General features: G+C 46.0%; 11 protein-coding genes and 1 pseudogene. 5 read left to right on the top strand and 7 right to left on the bottom strand.

The window, feature by feature from the left end:
- Position 1: 1 nt before the first annotated feature.
- The 4 genes from rpmB to rppA all read right to left on the bottom strand — a co-directional run bounded on the left by rpmB (position 2) and on the right by rppA (position 4,819).
- Positions 2-238, bottom strand: a complete 237-nt coding sequence (gene rpmB / locus QUB39_RS20440) for a 50S ribosomal protein L28 (protein WP_333052889.1) — start codon at positions 236-238, stop codon at positions 2-4.
- Positions 239-386: 148 nt separating this feature from the next.
- Positions 387-2,375, bottom strand: a complete 1,989-nt coding sequence (htpG, locus tag QUB39_RS20435) for a molecular chaperone HtpG (RefSeq protein WP_333208635.1) — start codon at positions 2,373-2,375, stop codon at positions 387-389.
- 254 nt (positions 2,376-2,629) lie between these two features.
- The gene (gene rppB / locus QUB39_RS20430) at positions 2,630-3,967 is read right to left on the bottom strand and encodes a two-component system sensor histidine kinase RppB (protein ID WP_333208634.1); all 1,338 of its coding nucleotides are present in this window, start codon (positions 3,965-3,967) and stop codon (positions 2,630-2,632) included.
- Positions 3,968-4,129: 162 nt separating this feature from the next.
- The gene (gene rppA, locus QUB39_RS20425; protein ID WP_333208633.1) at positions 4,130-4,819 is read right to left on the bottom strand and encodes a two-component system response regulator RppA; all 690 of its coding nucleotides are present in this window, start codon (positions 4,817-4,819) and stop codon (positions 4,130-4,132) included.
- A gap of 206 nt (positions 4,820-5,025) precedes the next feature.
- Between rppA and QUB39_RS20420 the strand changes: the two genes are divergently transcribed.
- From QUB39_RS20420 to QUB39_RS20410, 3 genes are all read left to right on the top strand, one after another.
- Complete coding sequence (locus QUB39_RS20420) at positions 5,026-6,030, top strand: multicopper oxidase domain-containing protein (protein WP_333052885.1); 1,005 nt, start codon at positions 5,026-5,028, stop codon at positions 6,028-6,030.
- 164 nt (positions 6,031-6,194) lie between these two features.
- Positions 6,195-7,475, top strand: coding sequence for a helix-hairpin-helix domain-containing protein (locus QUB39_RS20415; protein WP_333208632.1), 1,281 nt, complete (start codon positions 6,195-6,197; stop codon positions 7,473-7,475).
- A 104-nt stretch (positions 7,476-7,579) separates the two neighbouring features.
- Entirely contained in the window at positions 7,580-8,494 is a 915-nt protein-coding gene (locus QUB39_RS20410; RefSeq protein ID WP_333208631.1) for an FTR1 family protein, read from the top strand.
- A gap of 126 nt (positions 8,495-8,620) precedes the next feature.
- On the opposite strand, the gene QUB39_RS20405 is transcribed toward QUB39_RS20410, so the two are convergent.
- Entirely contained in the window at positions 8,621-9,124 is a 504-nt protein-coding gene (locus QUB39_RS20405) for a hypothetical protein (RefSeq protein WP_333208630.1), read from the bottom strand.
- A 226-nt stretch (positions 9,125-9,350) separates the two neighbouring features.
- On the opposite strand from QUB39_RS20405, the gene QUB39_RS20400 reads away from it, so the two are divergent.
- The gene (locus QUB39_RS20400; RefSeq protein WP_333208629.1) at positions 9,351-9,497 is read left to right on the top strand and encodes a porin; all 147 of its coding nucleotides are present in this window, start codon (positions 9,351-9,353) and stop codon (positions 9,495-9,497) included.
- 599 nt (positions 9,498-10,096) lie between these two features.
- Here QUB39_RS20400 and QUB39_RS20395 read toward each other — a convergent pair.
- Complete coding sequence (locus QUB39_RS20395; RefSeq protein WP_333208628.1) at positions 10,097-11,404, bottom strand: hypothetical protein; 1,308 nt, start codon at positions 11,402-11,404, stop codon at positions 10,097-10,099.
- A gap of 3 nt (positions 11,405-11,407) precedes the next feature.
- A complete protein-coding gene (locus tag QUB39_RS20390; protein ID WP_333208627.1) occupies positions 11,408-12,484 on the bottom strand; it encodes a cysteine synthase family protein in 1,077 nt (358 codons plus the stop codon).
- 649 nt (positions 12,485-13,133) lie between these two features.
- Here QUB39_RS20390 and QUB39_RS20385 point away from each other — a divergent pair.
- A pseudogene (locus tag QUB39_RS20385) lies at positions 13,134-13,385 on the top strand (MerR family DNA-binding protein); the annotation flags it as partial.
- Between the last annotated feature and the right edge of the window lie 88 nt (positions 13,386-13,473).

Genomic DNA, 13,473 nt, shown 5'->3' with positions numbered 1-13,473 from the left:
TTTAAAGCTTGTACAGGTTAATTCCAGCTTCCTTCGCCATGATTTCCAAACCCTTGTTTTGCAAGGTTTTAATCGCCTTTGTAGAAAGATGCAATTTTACCCAGCGCTTCTCCTGCGGCCACCACACCCGCTTCCACTGCAAATTTGCCTCTTGCAACTTGTGAGTGCGGTGGTGCGAGTGAGAAACTGCAAAACCGTTATTAGCCTTCTTCCCCGTTAGCTGACATTTCCGTGACATACTTCCCTCCAGATTACCGTTTTTTTGCGTGCAGCCTCTCATTATACCCGAAGGAAGAAGGAACAAGGAAGAAGGCTTGACTTATCCCTTTACCAATAGAAATAAACTCTTACTCCCCCCCTTAGCAAGGGGGGGTTGGGGGGGGTAATTACATGGCACGTTCAGTCAATTTTGTCAAGACTTGATTCGATCGCTCGACAAAATCCTTCATCCCTTCAGCATCGAAACCCTTCTGGGCCATCAAAGCCAAGTCGTAAACGTGGTGACAAATCATACTCGCCAACTGGGCCGACGGAGACTCGCCGCCACCTTGAATAATCGCACCCTGACTCAAACTCGCCAGATTTTGAATCAGCGGGTGAGACGTATTCACCAGCAAAACGTGATCTTCGGGGAATTCGGCCGCTTGCTGCTGCAACAGCGCAGTCATGTCGCGCATCCGGCGCAAAGCTTCCGGCAAAAGTACGATCGCAGGTGGCGTCGCCTCCGCAGAGTCAGACTTCAAAGCTTCTGTGCGAATGTTCACTTTCGGCTTATTGAGAGCTTTTTGGAACATTTCCTTAACTTGTTCGCTGCGAGTTTTATTCGTCGCCGGATCGACAATTTCCGCTTCTTTCTCTTTGTCAATTAGCGTTTCATCGATGTCGGAATCAACCCGCGAGAATTTGACATCTGAGTGTTCTCGTTCCAAGAAGCTGATAAAGTGCGTGTCGATGAAAGAATCCATAAACAGCACTTCTAACCCTTGGCTTTTGTGCATAGCAACGTAAGTTGCTTGAGACGCCGGATCTGTACAATAAAACACCCGATTTTCGTGGCGTTTTTGATTGCGTTCCAAATACTCTTTCAGCGTCGTGTAAGGCTGCGTGGAACTAGAATTTTCCGACTTCGGAGTGACATCTTGCCACAAATCTCCGTCCTCTGTTTGCACCTGAACTTCGGGCGTTGCAGTTTCTGGCTTCTCGGCTGTCGGTTCGTAGGTGCTGCGGTAGATTAAGATATCTTCGACTTGCTTTTTGAACTTGTCATCGTTGAGAGTTCCAAACTTGACAAAAGTGCCGATATCTTGCCAGCAGCGGATGTATTCGTTGCGATCGTCGCGGTAGAGTTCTTTCAGGCGATCGCCCACTTTTTTCGCAATATAATCAGCGATTCTCCGCACAGTGCGATTGCTTTGCAAAGAACTGCGAGAAACGTTCAGCGGAATGTCGGTACTGTCAATAACGCCCCGCAGCGGCATCAAGAATTTCGGGATAATTTCTTCGCAGTGGTCGCTGACAAAAACCTGGTTGCAGAATAGCTTAATATTGCCTTGGGTAACATCGACATCCGGCCGCAGTTTTGGAAAGTAAAGAATCCCGTTGACAATAAAAGGATAATCTGTATTCAGGTGTACCCACAGCAGCGGCTCGTCTTGGTACGGGTAAAGGTAACGGTACAGTTCTAAGTAATCTTCTTTTTGCAAATTGCTGGCTGATTCCCGCCAAATTGCTTTGTGCTTGTTGAGTTCCTCTCCCTCAAATTTGATGGGAACGGGCATGAAATCGCAGTAAGTTTTGATTAACTGCCTAATCCGACTGGGTTCTAGATATTCTTGTTCTTCATCTTGGAGGGTAAGAGTAATAGTAGTACCGCGTTCCGTGCGGGAAGATTCTGATAGTTCAAAAGCGGGAGAACCGTCGCAAGACCAGTGTACGGCTTGGGCTCCTTCCTGGTAAGAAAGAGTATCAATGTCTACTTTCTTCGCCACCATGAAAGAAGAGTAGAAACCGAGACCGAAGTGACCGATAATTGCGTCCTCGCCGCTGCCTTGGTATTTTTCAATAAATTCTTCTGCGCTGGAGAAAGCGACTTGGTTGATGTATTTTTTTACCTCGTCGGCGGTCATGCCGATGCCGTTATCGGAAATTGAGAGGGTTTTGTTTTCTTTGTCGATCGCTATGTTGATTTGCGGTTCGCCCACCTCGCCGCTGTATTCGCCGGAACGAGAAACCATTTTGAGTTTGGCAATGGCATCGACGGCGTTAGAAATTAGTTCCCGCAAGAAGACTTCGTGGTCAGTGTATAACGACTTCTTGATAATCGGGAAAATATTTTCGGTATGGATTGAGATTGTTCCCTGTTCTAAAACTGTCATAATTTTTCTCTGTGATGACTGCTAATTGCTTAGAAATAGCTATTTAATGATTTTCGGCGATCGTGCTACGTTTTGCCGAAGGGATTACCACAAAAAGATGATTCGGTTTTCCCCACATCTTGCACAATTCTCAATAAGCCTTTGACGGGCGGGCTTTCCGGCCTACCCCACAAGATAATTTACTCTTTGTGGAACAGGCCGAAAAGCCTGTTCTCGATCGTGGTGCAAGATGTCAGTTGCCCTCACATAGTAGCTCACAAAGGCAACTGCAGGAGAAAGGTGCTGCCGGAACCCAATTCGCTGCGGGCGCTGAGGCTGCCGCGGTGTGCGCGGGCGATGGTTTGGGCGATCGCCAATCCCAGTCCCGAACCGCCTGTATGGCGCGATCGATCGCTGTTAACTCGGTAAAATCGATCGAATATTCGCTCTAAATCTGCCGCCGCTATCCCAATACCGGTATCTTGAACCTGAACGATCGCCTCGATGTGATTGCAATCTAAAATAACTGTTACTTTCCCGCCCGCCGGAGTGTATTGAATGGCATTAACAATTAAATTAGCAACTAGGCGATAAAGTTGGTCGGAATTGCCGACAACATTTAACTGCTGCTGTACGCGCATTTCGGATGTTAGCGCTACCTTTGAGGCGATCGCCAAAGCGGCCAATTCCTCTATTAAATCGCTAACAAGGTCATTCAAACAACACAATTGAGGGCGATCGCGTATCACTTGATTATCCATGCGAGCCAGCAGCAGCAAATCAGCCACTAACTGAGTCAGTCGTCGGTTTTGGCGATCGATCGTCCGCAAAATTTCCTGCGCCTCTTTTTCATCCAATTGAGGCGTCAACAGCGCCGATTCTACAGTCGCCTGCGAAGCCGCTAAAGGCGTCCGCAATTCGTGAGCAGCATCCGCTGTAAACTGTTGGATTTGTCGGTAGGAAGCATAAATCGGTTTCATGGCTAATCCTGCCAGCCACCAACTAGCAAAGCCTATCAAAATCAATGCTGTAGGCAATCCTAATTTCAAAACCCATTTCACTGTACTGAGATAATCGTTGAAGTCTTCCAAGCTCCGCCCAACTTGAAAATATCCCCAATCTTCCTGATTATTGGTGTGCAGCAATACAGAAATTTGGTGATAAATATTGCCTTGGCTGTCAGTGATTGTTTGCCAATGTTGTGAGTTAAATGTCGGTGGCAATTCTTCGGGATAAGCGCCTGCTGTAGCAATCAAATTTCCTGAATTATCAAATAAACGGATATAGTAAAAGCTTTGGTTTATAGCGCTTAAAATATGGCGATCGGGCAACTGTTCTTTATCTTTAATGCCGTTAACTCCAATTACGCGGAGGTTGGGCAAAAGATCATTGACTATTGGTTCTAGGCGTCCGGGCTGCTGCAATTTTGTTTCTAGGCTGTCGTGTAGCGTCCCCGCTACCGATTCTAATTCGCGGTCTATGGCTACCCAGTGAGCGTGGGCGATCGCCTCGTATACGCCCAATCCCAGCAAGCTTAAAATCAAACCCATTACTGCTGCATAGGAAAGGGCTAATTGCCAGCGAGTTCGGTTAAATAGTTTATTTTGATTCATTTTTCATAACTTAAGCTGTCAGTCAAACAGTCCGCCAGGGAATGAATTCCCTGGCTAATAGTTAAAGTCCTCTAAAGAGGACTAAAGAACTCATTAGTCCTCTTTAGAGGACTTTAGCTTTGAGGCCGGGAATTCATTCCCTGCCGGAGTATCGGTTTTACTTTAATTTCTCATGCGGTATCCGACGCCGTGAACGGTTTCTATTAAATTAGCGCCGCCAACAGACTCAAGTTTGCGCCGCAGCAAGCGCACTTGAGCTGCTACCACATTGCTAAAGGTATCTGCACTCGCTTCCCATAGCTGATTCCGAATTTGGTCGGTGGTGACAATTTGGTTCGGATGTTTCATAAAATATTCTAGCAGTTGAAATTCTTTGTTTGTCAGTGAAATTATCTGATTTTTGCCGTGGGTATCGACATGACAAGCAGTGCGATTTCCGCAGTCGAGAACGAGATTCCCTACCTGTCTATGTTGTGGTTGAATTTGGGGCGATCGCCTTTGCAAAGCCCGCAATCTTGCTAACAGTTCCGCCATCCCGAACGGCTTGACTAAATAATCGTCAGCTCCGGCATCTAGTCCCGCAACTTTATCTTCCATTCGGTCTTTTGCTGTCAGCATCAATACGGGCAGGGCGCTATGTTTAGCACGCAATCTCCGCAGCAGTTCCAATCCTGACAATCCTGGTAGCAACCAGTCAAAAATAGCGAGGGTGTATTGCGTCCACTGGCTGTCTAAATATTCCCAAGCTTCACTGCCATCGAGGGCCCAATCAACTATATATTTTTCCTGCTTTAAGGTTCGCTCGATCGCTTTCCCTAAATCTGGCTCATCTTCAACTAGCAAAACTCTCATAACTCTAATTTATAGCGGTAAATCTTTATACATTGTTAGCGATCGGCAGCATCTACCCCAACATCTAACATCACATACTGAGATGAAATCAGCATGAAATTTTCTAATTTCGCAGAAAAAAAGGACTGTTGACAATTATTGACAACAAGCGGGAAATGTCTTATACTCAAACCCAATCAAATTTTTGAGAATATTTTTCAATAACTATGACAGATTTATCCGATCGTCCCCCCATGAAAAAGCCGGGGCGCTGGAGTCGCCGCCAACTGCTACAGCTAGGAATAGCTGGGGCTGGGGTAGCGGGGGGCGCGATCGCACTTCAACACTTGACTCGCAAACCGACATCAGTCGCGAGAATACCGCCCATGCCTGCAGATGCAGTCACCATCAGCAATATCAACCCCATGCAAATTGCGCGGGATTTTGATTACGGCACGGTGACGCGCGAAAACGGGCGCACGGTTCGGGAATTTCGCCTAGAAGCTAATACTTCGATCGTCCAACTCAACAGCGCCGTCACCTTCAACACCTGGAACGTGAACAATCGCGTGCCGGGGCCGACATTGAGGGCAACAGAGGGCGATCGTATCCGCGTCATTTTTTATAACAAAGCCGCAGATTCTCATTCGCTGCACTTTCACGGCGTTCATACCAGCGAAATGGATGGCGTTAAACCAGTGAAACACGGTTCGGTATTTATTTATGAATTCGATGCCAATCCCTACGGAGTGCATCTTTATCACTGCCATATTGAACCCGTAACTCGTCATATAGGTAAAGGACTCTATGGAATGTTCATCATAGATCCGCCAAAACCCCGTCCTCCCGCAGATGAAATCATGTTAATCATGGGAGGATACGATGTAAACGACGACAAAAAAAACGAACTATACGCTTTTAACGGGTTGCCCAATTATTACATGAACAACCCGATCCCTATTTACAGAAATCAGCTAATCCGGCTTTACGTTCTCAACATAATTGAGTACGAAGCGGCAGTGACTTTTCACCTGCACGCCAACTTTTTTGACGTATATCGCACGGGAATGACTTTGACTCCCAGTGAAAGAACCGATGTAATCACAATGGGAGTAGCTGAAAGACATATCTTAGAATTTACCTACGGCTACGCTGGAAAATTTATGTTTCATCCCCATCAAGATGATATCGCCGAAGCAGGCTGCATGGGGGTATTTGAAGTCATCACTTAAACCAAATCCTGCTACCACGGTGCACCGATTCAAATAAAGAAAGTATGAAATTATTTGACAAGCTCGATCGCAAATAGGTAGAATGAATAGCTCGCAAATAATTGAGAATTTTTCTTAATAACTTGTGAGACCAAATGCACATAACGTAAAAATTAGCAACAGCCATGTTATCAACATTTCGTTTATTACTCACATCTTGCACCATTCTTAAGAACAGGCAAGGTGCCTGTTCCACAAACAATGACTTTTCTTGTGGGGTGCGCGTCCCCAAGAACAGGCAAGATGCCTGTTCCACAAACAATGACTTTTCTTGTGGGGTGCGCGTCCCCAAGAACAGGCAAGATGCCTGTTCCACAAACAATGACTTTTCTTGTGGGGTGGGCGTCTCGCCCGCCCGTAGCAGGGTTGCTGCAAATGTTGCAAGATATCGTTTATTACCTACAGCAACCGCTACAGCCATCCTCGTTGCTCTGACCGGTTGCGCTTCCACCCCCACAGCCAGCAACACCGACAGCACCGCCTCACCCGCTGCTACAGCCAGTCCCGCCTCCACAAGCGGTCACAGCGGGAATCACGGCGGCAAAGGCGGCATCAACATCAATACTGCCATTCCTTCAGAGTTAGATAAACTCGAAGCCAAGTTAGGAGTACCGGCACTTTCTAACAAAATTCAAGCCAGCCGTCCTTACGGGAAAGTCGAAGAATTGGTATCAAAAAATGTCATTACTCAACCCCAATTCGACGAAATCAAAGACATGGTGACTATTGAAGATGTCGTCCTCACCGGTGAAGCCAAAGATGTAGACTTCATGACTAACATGGGATTGATGAAAGGGCATCTTATGGTAGCAAAAGAACTCTTGGAGCAAGGCAAACCAGACCAGGCAGAACCTCACATCGGGCATCCAGTCGAAGAAATTTATGCCAATGTCGAAAATCAGCTAAACGAGCGTAAAATTCCCGAATTTAAGACTACTCTAACTAAATTGCAGGATTTAGTTAAAGCGGGTGCAAAAGATCCGGCTCAAGTGAATGCACAATTTGACACATCAATGCAAGCAGTTGACGGAGCAATTGCCACCCTCCCCGAAGCGCAGCGAAAAGATCCGAAATTCGTGCTGCAAGTGATTAACGGCTTGCTAGATACAGCTAATTCCGAATACGCAGCGGCAGTTGCTAACGGCAAAATTTCCGCAATTATTGAATACCAAGATTCGCGGGGTTTTGTCATGTACGCGGAAATGCTGTACAAAGATATTGCCGCTCAATTGGCTAAAACCAGCCCGGAAATTGACAAAGCAATTGTTGCCAACATGACGGAACTGAAGGCAAATTGGCCAACTGCGATCGCACCCCCCGCCCCAGTTAAAACAACCGAACAAGTCAACCAGCTAGTTAAAAAGATCGAAAGCGACAGCCAAAAAGTTCTCAAACCCGCATCTTAAAAACATTACTCCCATCAACAGCGGTAATTGGTAAATAATCTGCCAATTACCTCGCTCCTTAACCAGTCCCATTCCCACCATAAAAAAGGAATTTTGGCGAAGCATTGCCCACCTTTGTAATTACTCTCCGCGAAGGAGTCGAAGCCGCCTTAGTTGTCCGAATCGTTCTCGCTTGCCTCAAAAAATCAGGACAAAGTTATTTAAGTCCTTGGGTTTTCGGCGGCGTTGGCGTTGGACTTATTGCCAGTGCTTTGATAGGTGTAATGTTCGGCTGGACAATTCAAATTTTGTCCGCATCCAATCAGCCTTTTGCACCGATTATGGAATCGCTGCTAGAGGCAACCTTTGGAGTTTTAGCGATCGCAATGCTGAGCTGGATGCTGATTTGGATGACCAAGCAAGCGCGATTTATGAAAGCCGAAGTAGAAGGTGCTGTGAGTGCCGCCTTAACGCAAAACTCTCATGCTGGCTGGGGCGTATTTACTTTAGTTTTGATTGCCGTTTTACGCGAAGGATTTGAAACAGTTTTGTTTGTCGTTGCCAAGTTTCAACAAGGGATTATTCCGGCGATCTGCGCTTGGGCGGGCCTTATCTCAGCCACCGCACTGGGTGTCCTGCTGTTTAAATGGGGAATCAAAATTAATATCCGCCTGTTTTTCAAATATATGGGCGTTTTATTGCTCTTCATTGTAGCGGGTTTAGTGGTATCTACTTTGGGATTATTTGACAGCGCGGTGAATATTTTATCGCAATCAAATCGCGAATCAGCATCACTGTGTTTCTATTACGAAAGATTTCCTAAAATCCACTCTTGGATTCTCGGGCCAATGGTCTGGAATACCTCAAAACTGCTTCCCGAAGAAAAGTTTCCCGGTTTGTTGTTGAGTGCGTTGTTTGGCTACACGGATAAGCTCTATGTCATGCAGGCGATCGCCTATTTGATGTTTTTAGGTACTGTCGGTGGCATCTACTTCCAAAGTTTGGCAGGTCGAGTGTTTTTCCCATTCAAAAAAACATAGGAAACGAAATAAGAAATTAAGTGCGATCGAAACGCGATCGGCTTTGTAGTCGAAATGCAGGAGGCAGTTGTTTGTTGCTAATAACTAATGCGCCCATAAATTAGAGCGCATTAGGAAATCAGCCATCTATTGATTGAAGGTAAAACGACCGTCAACTTTTTCTCCGTTAATATCCGCAGTCACTTTCACTGGATATTGTCCGGCTTCTGTACCTGGAAACATCCCGTAGTAATGTTTGCCCTCAGCGTCGTATTTGAGTTCCAGAGTTTGTGGTTTTCCATTCGCTAACTGCACTTGAGCGATGACTTTGGCGTCGGTAACTGGTTCGCGTTTGTCCCCTTTTTTCAAATAAAGATCTAAGTGAGTTCCGGTGGCTTGTCTCTGAGTTAGAAACTCTAAGTAATAAGCTCCCGACTCGACAACTTGACCTCCTTGAGATGTTTTCGTATGCTCTGTTTTAGCTGTTGCTGCCGGGGAAGCATTTGGAGGTGAAGGCACAGTTTGAGAGGCTGCTGGATTGGATGTCGGGCTGTTATTTGGCTCGCTGGCTTTCTCGCCTTGATTGCAAGCTCCCAAAAACAGCAATCCGACACTTCCTAGAACAATTATATTGGATTTGAGCGATTTCATTTGTTTGAGTCCTTGCGTACAATGATTAAAAAGTATGAGAGCCAGAAATGAAACCCGGATGAAATCTTCACACTTTCATACAAGTATTCGGCTTGCGACCTCGGAAATTAAATATTTTTATAATTCTTAATGCTTCTCCCCTTGACTCTATAGCCGACTTGAGGGTTTAGGCTATTTATAGTTTCCCAAAGAAACTTTTCGATCCTAGATGCCCAGGTAAAAATTCATGATTAAAGCAACTCAGGCTAAACGATTCACTCTCGCAACTTTGACGGCAGTTCTCTTGACAGCAGGTACAGCCGCTGTTGTCTTTGCTGTCGGCCCCTGCACTACTCCTACTCCTGACTGCCCGCTAGCTAATTGCGATAAATAATCCTTTTTTCCCCACTGCGTGTAGATTCCATCGCGAATTTTTAGCCGGATAAGGAAGAGAATATCCGACAGCAGCACGATCTCAATTTTAAGTGATTGCTGCTTTTTTTTTCAATATTATTTTTGACAAAATAGAGTATTTTATCGTAAAAAATTAGATGACTATAACCACTACAAAAAACTGAAAGTGCCTAAAACTGCTATGAAAAAATTTGGAACAGAACCCCTAGAACAGCAGCTACTAAAAAGTCGTTCAAAAATCATATTTACTCATATCAAATCTCGGAGCTAGTTTCCTAATTGCTCTTTTACCCTGCTTCTAAGCTTTGACCACTTTTTCAAAGATTCTCGAATAGTGGGATATTACTTGTGTGCACACTACATATAGTGTGTACACAAGTAAGTTATGAGATAGTATAACACCCTGACGGGGTTGTCACCCCGCCCACTGTAATTGACAATTAAAGCGATGGCGATGGGGAAACTAATGATGATGCCAAGAAGTAAATACTGATTAGCGAGCTCTCAAAATTTTGATGGTTTACTCCATGCGATCAATGATGTCTTACGCCTTGCGTCCGGCGGCGACGAAAGCGGTTGCTATAATTGTTTGCGTAGATTGAACGCGAGACAGGATACTTCTATTGTTAAAGAAATAATCATCGCGCTCGCAGCCGCAATTGCACCCGATGCCCCAAGCTGAACTGCACCGAACGCAACTAAAAGCAGTATAGTCGTGCCAATCCAAGTTGCATAATTCAGACCTTTGGTTTGACCTGACCCGACCAAAAAACCTTGAGTAGCATTTTGCACGGCCACCAGAAGGGGTACAAACGCGCACAACAGCAATACGGGACGGATACTCTCAACCAGGGCTTCATCGTTCCCGATAAAACTTTGCACAACCTGCAACCCAAATGGCGTTGTACTACCTAAAAACAACAGTAGCGAACAAAATCCACCCACACTGAGGGCAAATGCAATTAATTGGCGATCGCTCACTTGATCTCGATTTTTGATAATCACCTGCTGCACCATGCGAGTCGCATTGGCAATCACCAAAACCAATCCCCAAGCCGCAGGCCAAGCCGCCAATGCAATATTAGCGTCTTGGGCGCGGGCAATAATTCCCACCAGGACGGCACGTCCACCCCAGACTACCAGCATTGAAGAGCCTAAAGGCCAGTAGAAATTCCACACACTTTTGAGATTGGTGGGTAGCTTTAACTCAGAATCAATTGGTCGAGGCAGACGAGTGGCTCCGAGCCGGTGCGCCGCAATGGTTACAACCAGCGCCTCTGAGAGAACCCCCGCGATCAAAGCAGTCCCCGCCAGCAGTGCGCCTGACATTTTCAACACAAATCCGCCCCATAACGCTAGGGCTACAATTAACAAACGAACCATGCTAGCTTTGGCAACCGCCTGAGAATGACCTGTGTGGATGAGCAATCCTTGGAAATAACGCCGCCACGCGATCGCCAAAGGCCAGAGAAACATTAACATCAACACAGTCTGCACCGTCTGCCGCAATTGGGGTGGAATTCCTAACAGCGTCCCCCCCAGCGTGGCGAAAATAAACGGCAGCGTCAGCAGCAACAGTAACGCACTCAGTCCACCCCCTGCTAAAAGCGTAAATCGCCACAAGGCCCGACGCGATCGCCCATTCGGTGCAAGCGCATTCGAGGCGTGCAGAATCATAATAATCGGACTTTCAAAAAAGACCGCAAGGGCTTTGGCAATGCCTACGGCGGCCAAATTCACCCGTGCATCGGGTAAATGAGCTAGGGCAGCCGTCATCATCGGATCGCCAAAAGCCATTGCCACATCGCTGAGGGAGAGGGGAATAAATTGCCGCCACAAATCTAGCAGATTGATTTTAGACGGACTTTGAGAAGCCTTTAAGGTCATTGTTTATGCAGGTTGTTGCTGTCGCACGAGGGTAAGAGGGACGCTTTGAAGGGCGTTAATTGTAGCGGTGAGGGCTTTTTGTTCCAAGATTTCAATCCCTTGTTGGGACAGCCATTCTGGATTGTATACTGTTTCGAGATAGCGATCGCCCCGATCCGGGTTCAACAGTACCATACGTTGAGAATGAGGATGCTGCTGGCTGTAAGCTAGGGCAGCGGCAACGATAGCGCCTGTGGATGCTCCTAACAACAAGCCTTCTCGACGTGCCAGGGCATGACAAACAGAAAAGGCAATGCGATCGTTCACAGAATACGCTGCATCCAGTACCATTGGATCAAAATTGGGCGGTACAAAAGATAACCCCAATCCAGTCATTTTATAGGGGTGAGACGGCGTGCCAAAAATAGCCGAACCTGCCACATCTACGCCGACAATTCGAGTTTGGGGATGACGCTGTTTAAAATATCGGCTAATTCCCGCCAATTGTCCCGCCGTACTAATCCCAATAACGATAACATCTGGTGCGACGGGAAAAGCCTGTTCGATTTCGCGAGCAGTAAATTGCTCGTGGGCAGTTGGGTTTTCGGAATTGCGGTGCTGGCAAGGATACCAGGCACCAGGAATGGTTTCGGCGAGTTCTTTGGCTTTCTTCATCCTCGCCACTTGCATCGATCCGTTGGCATCTGCCGCACTCAGGGGGACATCTACCAATTCTGCTCCATAGGCAGCCAGCATTCGCCGAATCGGGGGCGGTGTTTTAGCATCGATGACAATCATCACGCGATAGCCTCGCGCGGCACCAATCATTGCTAAACCAATGCCGAAATTACCAGAACTAGATTCAACAATTGTGCCGCCGGGGGCGAGTAACATGGTACGTTCTGCGTGTTGAACCAGACATACAGCATTTTTCTCTTTAATGCTGCCACCGGGATTACAGGATTCTAATTTGAGATAAAATTCGTGATGCTGACAGAGTTCGCTCAAGTGATTGAGACGAACAATGGGAACCTGTCCAATTGCCTCGGTGATATCGCGAGCTAGGGATGATTTCAGCGCTGTTTGTAAAAGTTGAATCATTGATTTAGATCCTCCAAAATACACGGTAGTTAGTCAAGGTCATCTATCTTGCTTGCCTGCGGGAAATTTCATCATCCGAGCGCGAGATCATACTTATCAATTAGCCAGAGGGCATCTTTGCCTAATTACAAGCTTGCAACGCCAGAATGAAATTTTGGTGAAATAAGTCAGGTTCATTGATTTTAAAACTTATAGAAAACAATCCAGGGTATAAGTAATGTTTATATTTGCATGGGATAAGCAAGAGAATATCCGACAGCAGCACGAACTCAATTTTGAGTTATGGCTGCTTTTTGATATACTATAATTATTGACAAAATAGAGCATTTTATAATAAAAAATTGGGTGACTATAACCAGCACAAAAAAGTGAAAGTGGCTACCGCTATAATGATAGGGTTCAGACTTACCTAGAACTGCTGTGACAAAAATTGAAACAGAATCCCTAGAAAAGCAGCTACTAAAAATTGGAGAACTAGACAAGCCAACTGGTATTGCTGTGGCACTCTGCGATACTAAGCTGTTACGCATTTAAACCATTAACGCTTCCGGTAAGGTGCGTCAGCTATAACACTCACTATACATGGGAAACGCTTATTTACTGACGCACCCTACTATCCTCCTTTAAATGCCGCACAGCTTATGAAAGCTTAGGTTTACTGGAACCTGCCTTACGCAACAGTAGCGGTTATCGTTACTACACAGCCGATGCTGCCAGACAAGTGCAATGTATCAAGAAAGCTCAAAGACTCAACTTTTCTCTTCAAGAAAATCAGCAAATTTTGGCATCTCGCCGTCAAGGAATAACAGCTTGTCCGCTAGTGCAAGACTTATTAAGTCACAAAATAGATTCCCTTGAGGAGGAAAATCAGCGCATGAGTGCGTTCAAAGCTGAGTTATAAACTTATAAAAAACTTTGGACAAATCGAGCTTCTGATAATCCCGATAGCGAGGAACTTTGCAGTTTGATTGAGGGAGTTCAGTAGGGTT

Origin of the sequence: Microcoleus sp. AT8-B5 (assembly GCF_036705565.1) — a bacterium.
In the GTDB taxonomy this organism is placed as follows: Bacteria; Cyanobacteriota; Cyanobacteriia; order Cyanobacteriales; family Microcoleaceae; genus Microcoleus.
This window is presented reverse-complemented; position numbering and strand designations above follow the sequence as displayed.